The following is a 19,661-nucleotide window of genomic DNA, read 5'->3' as shown; positions in this document are numbered from 1 at the left end:
CAGTGTCAAGCACTGGGATGACAGGAAGAGAAGGCTACTTGGATGACACCTTGACGATTTGAAGAATCATCATACCGCTATGTATTAGCGGCTAAGAGATACCGCGGCGGTATGACGTAGAACTGCTGTCATTCCAGCGCGTGACGCTGGAATCTAGAAAAAAAGAAGCTGGATCCAAGTAGTCAGAGCACTGGGATGACAAGAAAGGAGCACTGGAATGACAGGAGAAGAAGGTTACTTAGATGGCAGGGAGGAGCTACTTGAATGACGGTGTCGGTAAACTTAGAGCTATAATAACTATTTGCCTTTTTTCTACTTAAGTTTGGGTTATGCAAAAAGTCTAATAGAGCGAAATATGGAAGACAAAAGATAAGTGCATTCTACGCAGCATCGCTAATTAATAATATCTTTATTATTGTATGAGATAGGTAATTTAGCATTTATAAATTTGTAATGTGTTACGCATAGCTCAAAGAAATAAGGTTTACTGGTTACACGCTGCAGCCAATACCACAACACTAGGATCTATGTTTGTCTGCATGTTAATTTGCATTGTGATTTTATGGAGGTCTTCTGTTACTTATGCTAGTGAAAATTTGGAGATACAGAAGGCCTTTGATAATGTTGTCAAGCATATAAAAGCTGATAAAAAATATAAAGATCTTGATGTTATTGAGAGAAAAGGTGACAAATTTAATATCAAAATTGCGCAGAATTCTGGCAAGAGTTTTGACATATACTCTACTTTAAGAAAAGCAAAAGATTCCTTTGAGTCAGGAGATAATGAAACAGCTATTTCTCTCCTTAATCAGATTACCGCAAAGTTTCCTTATCATAAAAATGCTTTAATTGGATTGGGAAACATTTATTACGCTAATAAAGAATACAAAAAAGAATACCCTAGTAACCCTTATATATTAAAAAATTTTCTGACGATAATCTCACAATATGATCCTGATCTGGCGTTGAGTGAAATGTTGAAATTGTATGATATACATAAAAATTATGCTCCTTTATTAGCAAATTTAGGTCTGATTTATATGAAAAAGGAGGATTATGTAAAAGGTAAAGAGTATATGATAACTGCCATTTCCCTTGATGAACACAATATTTTTTATACCTATAATTTAGCTGTTATTCTAGATAAACTTTCAGATTTTAAAAATGCTACAATATTCTACTTAAAGTTGTTGAACATGGCTATAACTTCGAAAGATGTGAGCGAAAAAATACCTTTATACAAAGTGACAGCAAGACTAAAATTTATAAAACTTCACAGCATGTACTCAAAGATTTCATAAAAGCTTATAGCTTACCTAAATCTAATTTATCGCTATTTTTGTTTACAATAATAATATTGAGCTATAGAATTAGATTAAAGGGGCAATTAGCTCAGCTGGTAGAGCATCTCGTTTACACCGAGGAGGTCGGCAGTTCAAGTCTGTCATTGCCCATTTGCTTAACTGAATGTTAATATTATTAATTACTTCAATCAAAATATAGAAAATGCAGGATAATATAGTACCAATCTCAATAGTAAAAGAGCTGGAAGATTCTTATCTCTCCTACGCAATGAGCGTTATCATAAGCCGGGCTATACCTGACGTGCGAGATGGATTTAAACCTGTTCATAGGCGCATATTATATGCAATGTCAAGGGCTGGATACGATGCTGGTAAGCCATATAAAAAGGCGGCTCGTATAGTAGGGGATGTAATGGGGAAATATCACCCACATGGTGATGCAGCTATTTACGATTCCTTGGTTAGAATGGCCCAAGATTTCTCTCTTCTTTTACCACTTATTGATGGGCAAGGTAATTTTGGTTCGATAGATGGAGATCCACCAGCTTCAATGCGATACACAGAAGCAAGGCTTCAGAAGGTGTCACACTTTTTACTAAATGATATTGACGAAGATACAGTTGATTTTAGGCCAAACTATGATGGAAATGAAACAGAGCCTGTTGTACTGCCTGCAGAATTTCCGAATCTATTGGTAAATGGTGCAAGCGGTGTTGCAGTTGGTATGGCAACCAATATTCCTTCTCACAACCTTAGAGAAATAATAGATGCTTGTATGTTATATATAGATAATCCTGAAGTTACTTTGGATGAGTTACTTGAAGTGATGCCAGGGCCGGATTTCCCAACTGGGGGAATGATTCTTGGAAGGTCTGGAATAAGATCAGCATTTGCAACGGGTCGTGGATCAATTGTTGTGCAAGGCAAGACTCACATGGAAGACCTGCCACAAGATAGGCAAGCAATAGTGATTGATGAAATACCTTACCAGGTAAATAAAGTAAAATTAATTGAGAAGATAGGTGAGCTTGTAAAAGAAAAAAGAATTGATGGCATAACAGAAATTAGGGATGAGTCTGATAAGTCTGGTATTAGGGTAGTAATTGACCTCAGAAGAAATGCTGAAGCAAGTTTTATACTTAATCAAATATTGGGGCTAACTCCACTAAGAAGTAGTTTTAGTGTTAACACTTTAGTTCTGAACAACAACAGGCCTGCTTTGATGTCATTAAAAGAGATCATAGCTGCTTTTGTTGATTTTAGAAAAGAAGTATTAATCAGGAGAACAGAATTTCGTCTAAGAAAAACGAGGGAAAAAGCTCATATATATATAGGGCTCTACATTGCGGTCTTGAGCATAGATGAAGTGATAAAAATCATCCGTGGTGTAAAAGATCCTACGGAAGCAAGTAGAGAACTTTTAAATAAAGAATGGAAAACTTCAGCTGAGATAAACACAATTATTGGATTAATCTCAGACAGTACGAGCTTTTTGAAAGACGGAGTGTATAGATTAACTGAGCTGCAAACGAAAGCTATTCTTGACATGAAATTGCAACGTTTAACAGGCCTTGAAAAAGATAAATTAGAAGCTGAGCTAAGTTCAATGATCAACCTGATAAAAGAATATATCGCTTTTCTTGGCTCAGGAGAGAAGTTGATGAAAGAAATAAAAAACAATCTACAAGAAATAAAGAACAGATTTGCTGTGCCGCGAAAAACTTCAATAGAGGAATCAGATACGGATATTGAAGCTGAAGATCTAATTCCACAAGAGGATATGGTGATAACTGTAACTATGAATGGTTATATCAAGCGTGTGAAGCTTTCTCATTATAGAACTCAGCGTCGTGGTGGAAAAGGAAAGCTAGGGCAAGGATTAAAAGAAGAGGATGTAACCACAAAGTTATTTGTTGGGAATACCCACACTAGCCTTTTATTCTTTTCTAATATTGGCCGAGTTTATAGATTAAAAGTTTATAAGTTACCTCTTGCAGAGCCAACTGCACGTGGAAGAGCACTTGTTAATATATTCCCGCTTAGCGATGGTGAAACTATAACTAATATAATGCCATTACCAAGTGAAAATGACGAAAATCAAAACATAGTTTTTGCTACTGCTCATGGGAACATAAGGCGCAACTCTTTAGCGGATTTTCACTATATTCCAAGCAATGGAAAAATAGCAATCAAGCTCGATGAAGGAGATAAGTTAATATCAGTTAAAGTATGCAATGAAATTGATCATGTTTTTCTTTCAACAAGATTCGGCAAAAGTATCAGATTTGTTGTAAGTGATGTGCGTCAATTTAAAAGTCGCAATTCAGATGGCGTAAGAGGTATCAAACTTGCAAAGAATGACAGCGTGATATCTATGACCATATTAAATGGGATAGGTGTAGCAACAGAAACAAAAGAACTTTACTTAAAAGTTCCACTTGCAAAAAGACTGGGGACTGCAATTAATAACTCCATTGATTCTAAATTGGAAAAGACTTTGAATGATTTAGGAATAGATAACGAATTATTCTTAAAACTTGCAGTGAATGAGGAGTTTATATTAACTATTACCGAAAATGGCTTTGGTAAAAGAACTTCTGCGTATGAGTATAGAATAACTAACAGGGGTGGTGTTGGTATCACCAATATTCTTACTACCAACAGAAACGGTAATGTTGTTGCTAGTTTTCCAGTTGAGCAGGGTGATAATATCATGCTTATTACAGATAAAGGAAAGTTAATTCGTATTTCAGTAAATGATATCAGAATTGCAGGACGTAGCACTCAAGGAGTCACTCTGTTTAAAACAGAGAGTAGAGAAAAGGTGGTGTCAGTAGCGAAAATTGAAGATCCTGATTCCACTGAAGATAGTATTTCTGAAGTTGAAAACTCTATCTCTTCTCAATTGTAGTACAGGTTAAACAAAAAGCGCAAGTTTTTGTTGATTAATACGCAGTATTTAATTTAAAATATGTACTTATGGCTAAGTAGAGATCAATGGATAAAAATTTAACTAAAAATAAAAAACCACTGGCAAACAAAGAGGATAAAAAAACACCTCCCGTTAAAGATCTTACTAAAAATAAGGGTAGGAGAGATTTTATAACATTAACTACATGCGCTATGGCGGGTATAGGAGCTGCAAGTGGACTTTGGCCACTGGTTAAGTCTATGAATCCTTCTGCTGAAGTTCTAGCAACTTCCACAGTGGAGGTGAATTTGTCTGGAATTCAGGAAGGACACGGAGTAAAAGTAAAGTGGCAAGGTAAACCAGTATTCATTCGTAGACGCACAAAGCAAGAAATTGAGGTTGCAAGAGCTGTGAATGTAAAGAACTTGAGGGACCCTGAGTCAGATGAACAGAGAGTACGTGAAGGAAAAGATGAATGGTTAATCATGATCGGAATATGTACACATCTTGGGTGTGTACCGGTTGACCATGCTACAAGAGATGGTAATGGTTGGTTCTGTCCTTGCCACGGTTCATATTATGATACATCAGGCCGAGTAATTGGGGGGCCTGCACCAAAAAATATGGTTGTACCTGATTATTTTTTTCCCAGTGAGAATGTTGTGGTAATTGGCAAGAAGGCTTAACGGAACTCGTTAAAAAAAACTCACAGGATCAACATCTATTATCACTGCAATACTCGAATTCAAGTTACAATTTTTAATCCAACATTTCAGCTTTTTTTGTATAGATAGACTGTGCTTATTGTGTATTTTTAGCAACACCCTATACCGATACTTATTATTTAAGAAATTTATTGCTGCTGGTGATGGACCAAGAATTTCAAATTCCTTTTTGTCTACACCTACATTTTTTTCCTGGATACAAGTAGTTGAGCTACTTGGATAACGGAGAAGAGATTTTACTATTTCATTCGCTGCTTTTTGTGTCGCAATCTGATTCTTACCACAAATTATAAGCGCTATTAATCTGCTAAATGGTGGCATTTTGGCTTCACGTCTTGACTTAAGTTCAATTTCATAAAATGAGTCCCTTTTTTGATGTAGCAATGCTTTTATTATTGAACTTTCAGGATTATTGGTTTGCACTATTACCATTCCTTTTTCATTGAACCTTCCTGACCTGCCTGCAACTTGGTGCAACAATTGATACGTCTTTTCTGCTGCTCTTAAATCAGAATTTTCGAGGCTCAAATCTGCATTTATTACTCCAACCAAAGTTAATTTAGGAAAATTGTGCCCCTTAGCAATTATTTGTGTGCCGATTATAATGTTCACCTCTTCTTTCAGTACCAAGTCAATTACGTTACTAACCGACTTCTGATCGCTGCTTATCATCGCAGTTTTTGCGTTTGGTATTAATTTCACCATTTCTTCAAGTAACCTTTCAATTCCTACGCCATAAAGGGAAAATGACTGTTCACTCTGGCAATCAGAGCATTTTTCTGGGAGTTTTAATTGATAAGAGCAATGATGGCACAAAAGAGCATTTTTTTTCTTGTGATATGTAAGCCAAACAGCACAATTTAAGCAGGAAATTTTATATCCACACTTTTTACAAACTGCCAGTTGTGCATACCCTCGGCGGTTTAAAAAGAGCATAACCTGCTGTTTTTTCTCTATGGTTTGTTTGATGCTTTCAAAAAGCTCAGAGGAGATCCATTGCTTGTTGTTCCTCATATCTACTACTTTAATGAGTGGCAATTCTGCACCACCGAATCGCTTAGTTAGCTTTACATGATTGTAATTCCCGCTTTTAACATGATGAATCGTTTCAAGCAGTGGAGTTGCTGATGATAAAATAATCGGAATATTTTCAAATTTGGCTGAGATTATCGCCATATCTCGAGCATTATATATAATTCCCTGTTCTTGCTTAAAAGATGAATCATGCTCTTCATCAACAATAATCAATTTTAGGTTTTTATAAGGCAAAAAAAGTGCTGATCGTGCACCAATAATTATCTGCGCATTTCCACTTGCTATATTGAGCCAATTATTCCGGCGAGTTTTTGGAGTGAGCCTTGAGTGCCATTCAACTAAGTTTTTTGATATCTGACCGCGAACACGATTTACCAATTGTGAAGTTAAAACAATTTCAGGCAAGAGGATTAGCACTTGCGCATTACCCTCTCCTGGTGTCATTCCAGTGCTTGACACTGGAATCCAGGTTTTGATCGAAAATGTTGTATAGTGTGCTTGTTTAAAATCAATTTTGCTGGATCCCAGACTGGGATGACACCCTCTTGGTAGACCCCAATCACAATGTTCGTACATTTGTGTCTCTGGGCACTGGGATGGTAAAGTCTGAGCAGCATTTGGAACGGCAGTGTAATTCTTAATCAATTGTGCAATCACAGACAAATAAACTTCCGTTTTTCCAGATCCTGTCTCACCGTCAAGCAAAGTCACTGAATACTCATTCAAACTGCTTATTATTTTATCGCTAGCTATCTGCTGTTCAGGACTCAATTTGCAGCTTATTTCACTTATTTCCTGCTTTTGTTCAACACAAACCAATTTATCTATTTGGTTTACTTTTAACACTCCTCCCATTATCACTTTGGTAAGCATACCAATAGGTATTAAGTTATACTGCGCAACCCACTCTGCAAATGCGATCAATTTTGGTCTAACATTTGGTAAATCGATTTTTTGCTCAATAAATTTTAATTCTCGGTTACTTTTATCACTGTATTTCCAAACTATTCCGATCAAGCGTTTTTTGCCAAATGGCACCACTACGTAATCTCCAACTGAAACTTCAGTATTTTCTTCAACTGCATATGAAAATAACTGATCAATTGGAAGTGGTAGTAATACATCAACTGTTCTTGTCATAGCAGCCTAAGTTTAGCACTGTTTTGAAAATATTCGTTTTGATTTTTTCCTTCAAATCAGGGTCAGAGTTTATTATGCCTTCTATATCTTTCCTAATTTGCTCTGATTGCTCTTTTGCAAATTCTATCTGTTTTTCTATATATTCTCTGGCTTTTCCTGTGGCATTCTGCAAGAGGTACTTGTTTGCATATCGCTTAAATTGCGCTCAATTGCTCTTAGCTCTTTTAATTCTTCCTGCTTTTGTGAAACCATACACTCTTTTACCCCATTGTTTTTTGCGATGAATTCAGCATATTTTTCCAACAGTTTTGCATCTAATTTATCGGTTTTTGCAAAGTGATTGCAGGCTTTTGCAAATGCATATGCCCGATTTGGGTGAGCTCTATGAACAGTTATGTTATACAACTTTATTACAAGTTTCTCATAACCTCCTGTTTACACATAACTTAACAAATACATTAGCCACTTTTGACTTTATAAACTCAGATATAGCTGTCTCTACATTTTCTATACGCTGATGATGATTATGAAAAAGCTAGATTCCAGACTGGAATGACACCACTTGTTGTAAACTCACTTTTTCTTGATTTTTTGGTTTATCTTGTCTACCTATTTTGCCATTCTGCTGAACGGATACATCCGAGTAGCACACCCTTTACTTTGTGGGTATACTTTTTTTGACATGTGGTTATATCTTTTTTAATATAAAGGATATATACTTATGCATTATATATTTTTTTGTATGAGGAGTTATATGAAAATGAAGAGATTATGCGTTTTGGCTGTGTTGCTTACTGCATCTCTAGCAGGTGCAGCTAATAATAGTGCAAGTAAGTCAGGTGCAAGTAAGTCAGATGCAAGTAAGTCAGGTGCAAGTAAGTTAGAAGATCAGTACTATGCAGGTTTAAACTTTGGTGCTGGATGGGGTAGTGGCTTTGTAATGAAACCTAGCGTTGTTTTTGGTTATCATCATGACAAAAACTCTAAGTTTGAACTTGAGGTTCTTGCTAACATGAGTGATATTGCTAAGGATACAAGGAAAATAGGGGCTAGCTTATTGGCAAATTATCGTTATTACCCTGACCTTGATATTGATCCCGTTAAGCTATATGTCAGCGGAGGTTTAGGAGGATACCTACAAGTAATACCTTTTGGCTCTGTTAAAGGAAGTGCATCTCCAGAAGGGGGTGGAGCTGCTGCAGAGAAGAAGGAATCTGTAGTAGATAAAATACTGAGTTCTATTTCCTATAAACTGAAGGTTGGTGTTGATTATGAAATTGCCCCACAGATAGTTGGTACAGCTGGTGTCACCGCAGGCGGGCAACTAAGTCATATAGAAGCAAAACAAATACCAGATGCAATTCTGGAGGTAGGAATACGTTATAATTTTTAATGCTGCTACTTAGTTCATAAAGGTAGAGACAATGTTGAGGATGAAATAAATAGCATTAAAAAAATCTGGAAATATATGAGATACTTTTCGAATATGGTTTTGAACGTTAACTATAGATTAGAAAAATGATAAGAAAGAGGGTAAACTCCAGTATCTGTAACCGTTCACGGATTGTGAGAATGAATAAAGAACTAGGTCCAAAGTATGATGGTATGGATTTAGTATAAATAATTCAGGATGCTTGTGTCCACTGGTTACATATAAATTCATAAGGTTTTGAGAGTTTTGAGTCTTTTTGTATAATATAACAAAGTTGTAAAGGTGTAACCATAATTCCTCCTTCGATGGCAATTTCTTATATATCATACCATCACACTTTGGACCTAAGCACTCCGTTCAACAAGCTAGAACTGCTATATTTGAATACATAGAAATTTTTACAAAAAACAGCGTAGGCATTCTGCTATTAATTATTGCATTCCTGAACATTGTGATTCATCATTCTTTTTGTAAAAAATTTTCTTAACTTTCTCTCCACTTTTTCTGGGTAAGGTCACAGAATTTTTTACTGGAAATCTTAATTTTGTCTTAGCAATAAATCAACTTAAGGTCATAATATCTTGACATTTATTTAGTGTTGCTATATAATAGCTATGTACACTTTGTGTACTATAGCAATAAAATTACCTTGTAATAGGTGTATTGGACCCGAGGGCAGTACTCGGCGTCTCCACCATTTTTTTTATTTATACGGGGACGAATAAGGATCGACATGCATAGTAAAGATGGTAGCTTTGCTCGGTTAGACACCACCGCTAAGAGTTCATAATTTAAATGCAAACGATAATTTTGCTGCTGAAGACAATGTTGCAATAGCTGCTTAATTTGAGCACTATAACTTCATTGCTATAAGCACGGTTCAGGGAACACCGGGTAACAGAAGTTCCCCAAAAGTTTATGTATGTGAAAGTTATATGGAGCAAACGGATTACAAAAAATTGCTTAATTCTGCTAAGTTTCAAGTTATCAAAAAGACTTTAGATATTATATCAGGTAATGGTTTTACCCCTTACTTAGAAATATTATTTTTCACATATTTTAATGGTGTGACCATGCCAGATCGTTTAAAAAAGTCATACCCTACTCAAATGCTTATTATATTACAGCATCAATTCTATGATTTAAAAGTTTCTGAGGATAAATTTAGCGTCAGTTTGAGTTTTCAAGGAAAACAAGAGCGAATTACTATACCGTTTTTTGCTATTAGTGATTTTCGTGATAAAATTTCAGGAGATGTTTTAATATTTGACAAAATCAGTATCGATTCTGATAAAGAATACAAAAGTGAAAAATGTACTGAAAAATTATCAAACAGTAGTATTATCTCCATAGATCAACTGCGTGATAAGTAATTGCTCATCTTTGTAAACAAAAAATATTAATAGAAAGAAGTGGTCTAACTTAAGTAATAGAATAGAGACCGCAGATAAATATGCTAAATCTTTATTAACGCAGATGGCAAAATTTTTCTTACATATCATCAACTTTCTTTATTGAAAAATTCAGAAAAATGTTGTACAGTTGTTACAGTAGTAGACTTTGGTAAAACTTATGGCAGATTCAGGAATTAGTATAACCTTCGATCCAAAAACTTCACATAACCTTGCTAAGTTAGCTGAAATCACCAAGGAATCCGTTCAAGAACTAGCAAAAAGGTTAGTCATAGAAGGAATCGAGTGCGAAGTAGAAGATATTGCGTTATATAAAACTGTTAAGGAATGCGAGGATGTAGACTGGAGCACAGTGCTATCTGAAAGGGCGAGGACGTAAACTGGAATACGATATTGTCTACTCAAAAAACTTTACTGAAAGAGATTTTCCAAATCTTCCAAAAACGATAAGGTCAAGAATTACAAAAGCGATAAATGAGCGGCTTACAACTGACCCAATTAAATTTGGTAAACCATTACGTGGCAGACTAAAAGGATATAGAAGAATAAGAATTAGTGATTACCGAGTTATTTATACTGTAAATATTGCAAAACATAAGGTGTTTGTTGCCACAGCAGGACACAGAGAAGACGTCTATAGTAAAATGCCTTTAGACTTACTGCTATAAACAATATATATTTTTATACACCACTCCTTCCTCCTACCTTAGGTGCAGCTCAAAAAATGAAGTTTTTTTTGGTTCAGCAAAAATAACATTTTGAGTTTGAAAAGGCTAAATACTTGTCTTTTATATATCTTTCGTGTAATAGATATGTATGCATCCAATCATATATCTACTCAACACGTTACTTGATCTTTATAGCTTCATTCTAATATGTTGGGTTGTCTTAAACTGGCTGGTTAAACTTAATATGGTGAACATATATAATGAAACTGTCAGTAGCATAATGCACATTTTGAACCAATTGACGTATCCACCACTAAAGATTATTAGAAGATATATACCACCGTTCAATGGATTAGATTTATCTATAATGATATTGCTAATAACAATTCACTTTGTAAAATATACAGTAGCTTACTACTTTAGGTAGATGTTAAAAAAATATCTAAAATCAGCAATATATCTATCCCTTTTAATATATGTATATATATCAGTTTTTAGCTACAACTATAAAGATCCTTCCTTAAACACGGCTACAAATAAGGAAGTGACAAATTTAGGTGGAATAGTAGGTTCATATTTAGCTGATATATTGGTTCAATTTCTTGGATTAACTAGTGTTACAATAGCTACAACCATAGTTTACTTGTTGATCTTCAGGCCAGCAAAAAGGCTGCTGAAAATTCTCTATTTAATATTAATCAATTTAGGGATATGTGCTATATTACCACAACTTTCGCTAGGCATCACTGCAAGGTACAGACACAGTGGAATAATAGGGAATGCACTCGTTAATAACTGCCCGTTTTATGTATTTGTGATAGTAACATCAATAGGTCTTGTAGGATCGGTTAGTTGGAAGAGAGCAATTTACTCTCTATTCTTCTTATGTAAAAAAATAGCTTGCTTATTTGTAAATGTTCCATTCTTCAGATCACATAAAACTGCTGAATATTCAGTTGCACCATTAGTAGTAGAAGAAAAACATAGAACTAAAATCACTACTAAACAACAACCAAAAGAAAGACAGAAAAAAGCTACCGAAGAAATTTTTAAACCTTCCAGTGAGTTCGAATTTCCAAGCATTCATTTACTTTCTAAAGCAGAGGAGTCTTTGCAGAGAAAGCAGCTGAATGAAATGGAGAGCAATAAAAATTTATCTCTGCTAGAACAAGTCCTGAGTGATTTTGGCGTGCAAGGAAAAATTATCAGTGTATGCTATGGGCCGGTTGTGACTTTATACAAACTTGAACCACAAGCTGGTACGAAATCTGCAAGAGTAATTGGCCTTGCAGATGACATTGCACGTTCGATGAGTGCACTCTCTGCACGTATTTCAATAATTCGTGGGCAAAATGCTATGGGAATAGAGTTGCCGAACAAGGAACGAGAAATTGTAATGCTGCGTGATTTGCTTGAATCACCAGAATACCAGAATGCAAACTTAAATCTCCCAATTGCGCTTGGCAAAGAAATAAGCGGAAAACCAGTTATTGCAGATCTGACTAAAATGCCCCACTTGCTCGTTGCTGGAACCACAGGGTCGGGTAAATCAGTTGCGATTAACACTATGATTCTTTCACTCGTTTATCGATTAAGTCCTGATGAATGTAAGATGATAATGATCGACCCAAAAATGCTTGAGCTTTCAATATATGATGCAATACCGCACCTAATGGCGCCAGTAGTAACAGAGCCAAAAAAGGCTGTTATTGCTCTTAAGTGGATAGTGAAAGAAATGGAAAATCGCTATCGCATGATGTCGTATTTAAATGTACGCAATGTAATAAACTATAACCAAAAAATCACAGAAGCAATGAATAGTGGAATAGAATTGGAGCGCGTTGTGCAGATTGGCTTTAACTCAACAACAGGCAAACCTTTGTTTGAAAAAATACCAATCAAGATGGAGACATTTCCGTATATTGTAGTGATCGTGGATGAAATGGCAGATTTGATGCTTGTTGCTGGTAAAGATATAGAATGCTCTATTCAACGTTTAGCGCAAATGGCCAGAGCTGCTGGAATACACATCATAATGGCAACACAACGCCCATCTGTGGATGTGATCACAGGTGTGATAAAGGCGAACTTTCCAACAAGAATCAGTTTTGCTGTTACTTCTAAGATAGATAGCCGTACAATACTTGGCGAACAAGGGGCTGAACAATTGCTCGGTATGGGTGATATGCTCTACATGGCTTCTGGTGGTAAGATTATTCGAGTTCATGGCCCATTTGTGAGCGATGATGAAGTGCAAAATATAGTTGATCATCTGAAAATGCAAGGTGAGCCAAACTACATGGAAGAAATTACCAAGGAAGATGAAAATTCTTCTGTGGAATCAGAAGGTGAAACAGAGGATGAAGAAAACGACCTCTACAATCAAGCAGTGGCCATCATTCAAAGAGATCAAAAAGTTTCAACCAGTTACATTCAGCGACAACTTAGAATAGGCTATAACAGAGCTGCAAATATTGTTGAAAGAATGGAAAAAGAAGGTATTGTCAGCGCACCAAGTTACTCAGGAAAGAGAGAGATATTGGTTGAATAGCAACCTTGTAATACATTAACTTAAGTTTTCGCACTTTCAAAAAGCAAGTCAAACAAAATTATTAAAAGGTCAATACATAATGACAGTTAATTTAATAATAATTTAAACATTGGGAATGTAAAATTATAATATATTAATTAACTAGGGGGTTAAAGATGGTAAAAGAATGGATTCGCGGTAAGCTAGGTATACTAGAGAATGAAAAGGCAATCGCAAATAACGCAGCAATTGATGCAGCGCAGGCAACGGACATTGCAAATAACACGGCAATCAATGTAGCGCAGTCAGAGGAAATTGCAAAGCTGGGAGAGGCAGTAGCAGATCAACAAAAAATAATGATAGCTTGTATAGCAGTCAGTGCTGTCGCTGCAGTAGCGTTAACTTGTTTTGTTGCATTCTGTATCTGGAAGGGAAATAAACTTAACAAGGAGAAAGAAAAGAACTTGTCTAAAGATACATCAGACGCAAAACTTAATAATGCAGATTACGCTGGTATTCCTGAAAAACTGGATAACTCAACAGCGGAAGGCTTACAAAAATTTTCAAACGATATAGCTGCATAACACTCTTCTTGAGGAGGTGTTACGCAACTTGTAACACCTTACTCTTCTCTCAGCCTATGTAGGTTTTTTGATAGCAAACATATCACTTTTTAGAAAAATACTTGTAACATATTATTGTAAAGTTAGTAAAGATTCTGGTTTACTTAAAGTTTGTTAATTGCTATCTTTTAAAACACGATATTTACTATAGCACCATATGCTTAGGATTTTTTCTAAAGTTTTGTTTATATTAATGTTTTTGGTTGCTAGCTTTTTTATTGTGCATAGTGCTGGAGCTAAATCTAAGCTCAGTAAGAGATACATACCTCCTGGTAACCCTGGTGGTGCAAACTTTCATACAGATGAGGATTTTGCTGAATCATATAAACTGTATGAGAAGCGTAGGGAGCTCCTCAAGAAAAAAAAGTCACAAGATCGAGCTATAAATAAAGAAGATCTAATCAAAAAATTAAAAGAGAAAAAAATTGCTAGTCTTGATAATGAGCCAAATGACATGGAAGCGTGCATAGTCGACGATGAAGAGAGCGCTGTGATAAATCAGCATGGTATTAATATCGCACGTTTAAAGGGTGCTGTATTTATAGATCAAGAGCCAGTTTTCCAGTATGAAAGTAAGCAGCATGAAAATGAACAACAAGAAGGGAAGAAAGTTACTTCAACACGAGAAAAGAAAGTTTCTCCTATAAATATCACTATAAAAGAAACTCCATCAAGAAGAACGTGCTCACGTGATTCTATTGCTAATTTGGATAACGTAGATGCTTATAGTTTGAATAGTTCAAGTTCATTTGGCAGCGTAGCTGACACAGTAAAATAGTATCACAATATTGGCCATTAATAATATGCTAGATAAAGACCTGATATTGAATGACGATGCATATGAATTATCGCCAATTTCCAGGCACAAAACTCATGTTGTAGAAGTTGGAAAAGTAAAGATAGGCAGAAATAATCCTGTAGTTGTACAATCTATGGCGCTTGGTGTGCATATAGATTCTAATAATATAAAAAGTAGCGCAAAACATTATGCAAAAGAAATAACAGAACTAGCGCGCGCAGGTTCAGAGTTAGTACGGATTGCTTTGAATTCAGAGGAAGTAGCAAGGGCAATGCCTTATATAGTAGAAGAGATAAATAAAGAAGGTTTTGACGGCAAAATATTGGTAGGCTGCGGTCAATATGAGCTAGATAAATTAGTCCAAGATTATCCAGACAACATCAAAATGCTGGGTAAAATTAGAATCAATCCAGGCAATATAGGCTTTGGCGACAAACGTGATGAGAAGTTTGAAAGGGTGATAGAGTATGCAATAATGCACAATCTTCCGGTTAGAATTGGAGTAAATTGGGGTAGTCTTAATAAATACCTTTTGCAAAAACTGATGGATGAAAACTCTTCGCTTAGTAATGCAAGGCCTTCTGATGTTATACTGCGCAAAGCACTTGTAATGTCTGCTCTTGATAGTGCAAAAAAAGCTGAAGAAATTGGTCTAAGTTCAAACAAAATAATCATTTCATGTAAAGTTAGCAAAGTACAAGATTTAATTTTAGTTTATATGGCGCTTGCAAAATCTTCCAATTATGCGCTGCATTTGGGTTTAACTGAGGCTGGTATGGGCAATAAAGGTGTGGTAAATACCGCAGCAGGGCTTACTTATTTATTGCAAAATGGCATTGGAGATACAATACGGGCTTCTTTGACTCAACGTCCTGGTGAATTGCGTACTAATGAAGTGGTGGTGTGTCAGGAAATATTGCAATCTATAGGCTTGCGACACTTTAACCCTCAGGTTAATTCATGTCCTGGTTGTGGGCGCACGAGTAGTGATCGTTTTCGTATATTAACTGAAGAAGTGAATGGCTATATAAAAACTCATATGCCGATATGGAAGAAAAAAAATCCAGGTGTAGAGCATATGAACATTGCTGTTATGGGATGCATAGTAAATGGTCCTGGAGAAAGCAAACACGCAAATTTGGGGATCAGCTTGCCTGGATATGGAGAAAAACCTGTTTCAGCAGTCTACAAAGACGGCAAATATTTCAAAACTTTACAAGGTGATAATGTCTCTGAAGAATTTAAGGCAATTATTGATAATTATGTGAAGGAGCATTACACGTAACCTTTCACGGTTAATTAATAGATAAATCGCAAATAAAAAAAGAAAATTAAACCTTGTTTTTCTTTTTTCGCTATTAATATATTTATAACACAATTGAGTTTAAATAGTTGGTATGAAAACCTTTTTACGAAATTTCTTGCACTATCTTCTGTCATCCCAGTGCTTGATACTGGGATCCATATCTTTTTTTCTCTGGTCACGCGCTAGAATGACACCCAAGACGTGGTGTAATAGTTGTACAAGAATCCTACTAACTTTACTATTAATTCTATTTCCACTTTTAGCATCATCTATAAGCATTGAGGACATCGAAGAAAATTGCGATTACGAATATTACCCTAAATTAGATTCTTCTTCTGCTGATGAGTTACACGTTATAAAGCGAAATTATTATAGATACGGTAAGGAATTAAAAATACTAGCAGATGAGAGGATAAAGGAGATCACTTTAGGCACTAGTGATGTAACCAGACTGCATTCTGTGATTTTTAGCAAAACACGATCTTTCATTTGAGCTTTCTTCAATTTAAAGTAAATACAGAAAATTGCTACCTATAGCTAAACTGACCTTACCCAGAAAAAGTGGAGAGAAAGGAAAGTTTGGAATGTTTTTTACAAAGAGAATAAACTATTTGCCATATTGTGAAAAAACGTTTTATTTTACTCCAAAAACGTCTTAACTTTCTCTCTACTTTTTCTAGGTAAGGTCACACTTGACTACTTGGATCTAGTATGATTTAATTAACCAAGAAGTAGACATGAAAAAATTATGTAGTGAAGCAGTTTGCATGACGCTAAGAAGGAAAATATGGATAGAAAAACGAGAATAGAATCAGACAGCTTAGGGGAAGTAAAAGTATCAAGTGAACATTACTGGGGAGCGCAGACTCAACGTTCTTTAGAAAATTTTAAGATTGGCACAGAAAAAATGCCAGAGCCTCTGATTAAAGCATTAGCAATAGTAAAACTTGCAGCAGCACGTGTTAACATGAAGCAGGGTAGCATAGATAATAAGGTAGGGGACGCTATCTGCACAGCCGCAAGGGAAGTAATAGATGGCAAATTTAATAATGAATTTCCGCTTGTTGTTTGGCAAACCGGATCCGGAACGCAGACTAATATGAATATGAATGAAGTGATCAGCAATCGAGCAATAGAGATTTTAGGTGGTAATTTGGGTAGTAAATCTCCGATACATCCAAACGACCATGTGAATTATGGTCAGTCATCAAATGACACCTTTCCAACAGCAATGCATATAGCAGCAGCAGAGCAAATAAACTGCTTGCTTATTCCAAATCTTGAAAAATTGCATAAGGTGCTGGATAATAAGGTTCAGGAATTTAAAAATATAATAAAAGTAGGACGTACTCACTTACAAGATGCAACACCCCTAACACTGGGCCAGGAGTTTTCTGGCTATGCAGCCCAGATTAAAAAGGGGATAGAGAGAGTAAAATCAACTTTAAGTGGTATATACGAGCTTGCACAAGGTGGCACTGCGGTTGGCACGGGACTCAATACTAAAAAGGGTTTTGCTGAAGATTTTTCAAGCCAAGTTGCAGAAATTACTAATCTTCCATTTACTTCAGCAGGCAATAAATTTGAAGCGCTAGCAGCAAACGATGCTTTAGTTGAGCTCAGTGGAACACTCAATACAGTAGCAGTCAGTTTAATGAAAATTGCAAATGATATAAGGTTGCTTGGTTCTGGTCCAAGATGTGGAATTGGGGAAATAATGTTACCGGAAAATGAGCCTGGTTCTTCAATTATGCCAGGTAAAGTGAATCCAACTCAGTGTGAAGCAGTAACTATGGTGTGCACTCAAGTTATGGGAAATCATGTTGCTGTGACCATTAGTGGTTCAAACGGTCATTTTGAATTGAATGTGTTTAAGCCAGTGATAATTTACAATGTTTTGCAGTCTATAAGACTTTTAGCTGATGCAAGTTTAAATTTTACAGAAAAATGTGTAATTGGTATTAAAGCAAATGAAGAGAGGATAAAAGATTTACTGAATCAGTCGTTGATGTTGGTCACTATATTAAATACGCATATAGGGTATGACAATGCAGCAAAAATAGCGAAGCTTGCTTATAAAGAAAATATCACTCTAAAAGAAGCAGCAGCAAAACTTCAACTGCTCACTGAGGAGGAGTTTGAAAGGATAGTGAAACCAGAAGAAATGGTGAATTATTTGTAACCGTTGGTAGCATCGAACAAGGAAAAATCTTGTTAAACCTGAAAGAAACTATTTTATCCAGTGCTATAACAATTTTTAAATATAATTTATTAAGAAGTATTTTTGCAGTTATAACCGGACGCTCAATGGTGCTAGAGTGCCCGTTTGGGAGCATGGTTTTGGAGGAACGGTTAAACCACTGATGGAGTCTATTACGACTACCTCGATTAGAAGATTGTATAATCTAACCGTCCCAAGCTTAAATACTTCTTCATTATAAGTTATAGGAGGTCAATTACAATGACAAAAAGTAAATTAGAGGTAATGAATCCTGATGCAGCAGGGATAGATGTTGGTTCGGCTGTACATTATGTATGTATACCCGAGAGAAGAGATGAGCAACGTGTTCAAAAATTTGGCTGCTTCACTGAAGACCTTCATAATTTAGCAAGGTGGTTAAAAAAGTGTAAAGTTACAACCGTAGCGATGGAATCAACTGGTGTATATTGGATTCCTTTGTTTCAAATACTGGAATCTTACGGTTTTGAAGTTAAGTTGGTAAATGCGCGACATGTAAAAAATGTACCTGGGAGAAAGTCAGATGTTCAGGACTGTCAGTGGTTACAACAACTACATAGTTATGGATTACTCCAAGGGTCATTTAGGCCAGATAGCCAGATATGTGTATTGCGTAGTTACGTGCGACAACGTAAGAACCTCACTGAAAGTGCATCTACACATGTTCTGCGTATGCAGAAGGCATTAATTCAAATGAATATACAACTGCATAGAGTTATAAGAGATATAACAGGAGTAACTGGTATGAAAATTATCAAGGCTATAATTAAAGGCGAAAGAGATTCTGGGAAATTGGCTCAATTCAGGGATGCACGAATAAAAAATGATCAGTCTACTATAGCAAAAGCGTTAGCTGGCGATTATAGAGAGGAACATGTATTCACGCTAAAGCAAGAATTTGAACTATATAATATTTATCAAGAAAAAATAGCAGAATGTGATAGAAATATTGAGGTCTATTACAAAACGTTTGAAACAAAATCTAACGAAAGTAAACAGTTGAGTAAGGAAAAGAATAAGCACAGAAAAAGTAAGCCTGACTTTGCTTTGCACGAGGAACTGCACCGAATAACTGGTATGGATTTTACTAAAGTTCCAGGGCTTGATATACTAAGTATACAGACTATAATTTCAGAAACTGGTATAAACCATAATAAATGGTCAACAGAAAAACACTTTTCATCGTGGTTAGGACTCAGCCCTGCCAATAAAATTACAGGAGAAAAAGTGTTTAGCACAAGAACGCGTAAAGTCATTAATCGTGCTGCGAATGCATTTCGAATGGCTGCTAATTCTGTAGGAAATAGTAAAAGTTCATTGGGTGCATACTACAGGAGATTAAAAAAACGATTAGGAGCACCAAAAGCAATAACAGCTACTGCAAGAAAAATAGCATGCATATTTTATAGTATGCTCAAATACGGACAAGAATATGTAGAAAAAGGAATGGAATACTATGAAACACGATATAAGGAGAGAGCTGTAAAAAATTTGATCAAAAAGGCACGAGAATTTGGCTATACTTTAGTGCAACAAG

17 protein-coding genes, 1 tRNA gene, 1 other RNA gene and 3 pseudogenes are annotated in these 19,661 nt (G+C 35.7%); 18 read left to right on the top strand and 4 right to left on the bottom strand.

Translation table 11 applies throughout. The features are described from left to right. The first annotated feature begins 455 nt into the window (after positions 1-455). The 4 genes from OZD67_RS03725 (at position 456) to petA (ending at position 4,901) form a co-directional block, all read left to right on the top strand. Positions 456-1,301 (top strand): tetratricopeptide repeat protein, encoded by an 846-nt coding sequence (locus tag OZD67_RS03725; protein WP_182183304.1) that lies wholly within the window; start codon positions 456-458, stop codon positions 1,299-1,301. Between the two features lie 80 nt (positions 1,302-1,381). Then, positions 1,382-1,454, top strand: a tRNA-Val gene (locus tag OZD67_RS03720). A gap of 52 nt (positions 1,455-1,506) precedes the next feature. Next, complete coding sequence (gene gyrA, locus OZD67_RS03715; protein ID WP_182183302.1) at positions 1,507-4,215, top strand: DNA gyrase subunit A; 2,709 nt, start codon at positions 1,507-1,509, stop codon at positions 4,213-4,215. 86 nt (positions 4,216-4,301) lie between these two features. Further along, the gene (petA, locus tag OZD67_RS03710) at positions 4,302-4,901 is read left to right on the top strand and encodes a ubiquinol-cytochrome c reductase iron-sulfur subunit (protein WP_182183301.1); all 600 of its coding nucleotides are present in this window, start codon (positions 4,302-4,304) and stop codon (positions 4,899-4,901) included. Positions 4,902-4,910: 9 nt separating this feature from the next. Here the strand turns inward: petA and priA are convergent, their stop codons facing one another. Together priA and OZD67_RS06615 are read right to left on the bottom strand one after the other, a co-directional pair. Then, positions 4,911-7,115 (bottom strand): replication restart helicase PriA, encoded by a 2,205-nt coding sequence (gene priA, locus OZD67_RS03705; protein ID WP_182183299.1) that lies wholly within the window; start codon positions 7,113-7,115, stop codon positions 4,911-4,913. 37 nt (positions 7,116-7,152) lie between these two features. Then, positions 7,153-7,644: pseudogene (locus OZD67_RS06615) on the bottom strand (transposase); the annotation flags it as partial. Between the two features lie 225 nt (positions 7,645-7,869). Here OZD67_RS06615 and OZD67_RS03695 point away from each other — a divergent pair. Next, positions 7,870-8,508, top strand: a complete 639-nt coding sequence (locus tag OZD67_RS03695) for an outer membrane beta-barrel protein (RefSeq protein ID WP_182184207.1) — start codon at positions 7,870-7,872, stop codon at positions 8,506-8,508. Between the two features lie 117 nt (positions 8,509-8,625). Here OZD67_RS03695 and OZD67_RS06455 read toward each other — a convergent pair. Continuing rightward, positions 8,626-8,810: pseudogene (locus tag OZD67_RS06455) on the bottom strand (hypothetical protein); the annotation flags it as partial. An 83-nt stretch (positions 8,811-8,893) separates the two neighbouring features. Between OZD67_RS06455 and OZD67_RS06610 the strand changes: the two are divergent. From OZD67_RS06610 to fumC, 12 genes and pseudogenes are all read left to right on the top strand, one after another. Further along, positions 8,894-9,021: pseudogene (locus OZD67_RS06610) on the top strand (IS3 family transposase); the annotation flags it as partial. Positions 9,022-9,124: 103 nt separating this feature from the next. After that, positions 9,125-9,460, top strand: a transfer-messenger RNA (tmRNA) gene (ssrA, locus tag OZD67_RS03690). 22 nt (positions 9,461-9,482) lie between these two features. After that, complete coding sequence (locus OZD67_RS03685) at positions 9,483-9,920, top strand: ClpXP protease specificity-enhancing factor SspB (RefSeq protein WP_182183294.1); 438 nt, start codon at positions 9,483-9,485, stop codon at positions 9,918-9,920. Positions 9,921-10,119: 199 nt separating this feature from the next. Then, positions 10,120-10,338: a hypothetical protein gene (locus tag OZD67_RS03680; protein WP_182183293.1), complete on the top strand. Its 219-nt coding sequence runs from the start codon at positions 10,120-10,122 to the stop codon at positions 10,336-10,338. Next, positions 10,319-10,627: a type II toxin-antitoxin system RelE family toxin gene (locus tag OZD67_RS03675; protein WP_310732642.1), complete on the top strand. Its 309-nt coding sequence runs from the start codon at positions 10,319-10,321 to the stop codon at positions 10,625-10,627. Before OZD67_RS03680 ends, OZD67_RS03675 begins: the two co-directional genes overlap by 20 nt. Positions 10,628-10,775: 148 nt before the next feature. Further along, a complete protein-coding gene (locus OZD67_RS03670; protein WP_006279515.1) occupies positions 10,776-11,054 on the top strand; it encodes a YggT family protein in 279 nt (92 codons plus the stop codon). Beyond that, positions 11,055-13,178 carry an FtsK/SpoIIIE family DNA translocase gene (locus OZD67_RS03665; RefSeq protein ID WP_182183291.1) on the top strand — a complete coding sequence of 708 codons (2,124 nt, stop codon included), beginning with the start codon at positions 11,055-11,057 and terminating at the stop codon, positions 13,176-13,178. Positions 13,179-13,333: 155 nt separating this feature from the next. After that, on the top strand, positions 13,334-13,741 hold the full coding sequence (locus OZD67_RS03660) for a hypothetical protein (RefSeq protein WP_182183289.1): 408 nt from the start codon (positions 13,334-13,336) through the stop codon (positions 13,739-13,741). A 196-nt stretch (positions 13,742-13,937) separates the two neighbouring features. Continuing rightward, complete coding sequence (locus OZD67_RS03655; RefSeq protein ID WP_182183288.1) at positions 13,938-14,558, top strand: TRP75-related protein; 621 nt, start codon at positions 13,938-13,940, stop codon at positions 14,556-14,558. 25 nt (positions 14,559-14,583) lie between these two features. Beyond that, a complete protein-coding gene (ispG, locus tag OZD67_RS03650) occupies positions 14,584-15,864 on the top strand; it encodes a flavodoxin-dependent (E)-4-hydroxy-3-methylbut-2-enyl-diphosphate synthase (RefSeq protein ID WP_182183286.1) in 1,281 nt (426 codons plus the stop codon). A 112-nt stretch (positions 15,865-15,976) separates the two neighbouring features. Beyond that, complete coding sequence (locus OZD67_RS03645; protein WP_182183284.1) at positions 15,977-16,378, top strand: hypothetical protein; 402 nt, start codon at positions 15,977-15,979, stop codon at positions 16,376-16,378. Positions 16,379-16,672: 294 nt separating this feature from the next. Next, complete coding sequence (gene fumC, locus OZD67_RS03640) at positions 16,673-18,067, top strand: class II fumarate hydratase (protein ID WP_182183282.1); 1,395 nt, start codon at positions 16,673-16,675, stop codon at positions 18,065-18,067. Here the strand turns inward: fumC and OZD67_RS03635 are convergent. Then, on the bottom strand, positions 18,009-18,221 hold the full coding sequence (locus OZD67_RS03635; RefSeq protein ID WP_182183280.1) for a hypothetical protein: 213 nt from the start codon (positions 18,219-18,221) through the stop codon (positions 18,009-18,011). The genes fumC and OZD67_RS03635 overlap by 59 nt on opposite strands. Positions 18,222-18,340: 119 nt before the next feature. On the opposite strand from OZD67_RS03635, the gene OZD67_RS03630 reads away from it, so the two are divergent. Then, positions 18,341-19,661: IS110 family RNA-guided transposase (locus OZD67_RS03630; protein ID WP_274999611.1), on the top strand; the 1,321-nt coding region annotated here is incomplete at its 3' end.

Origin of the sequence: Wolbachia endosymbiont of Drosophila nikananu, assembly GCF_028981865.1 — a bacterium.
Taxonomy (GTDB): Bacteria; Pseudomonadota; Alphaproteobacteria; order Rickettsiales; family Anaplasmataceae; genus Wolbachia; species Wolbachia pipientis_B.
Note: the sequence above shows the minus strand (reverse complement) of the source record. Positions and strands in the feature narration are given on the sequence as shown.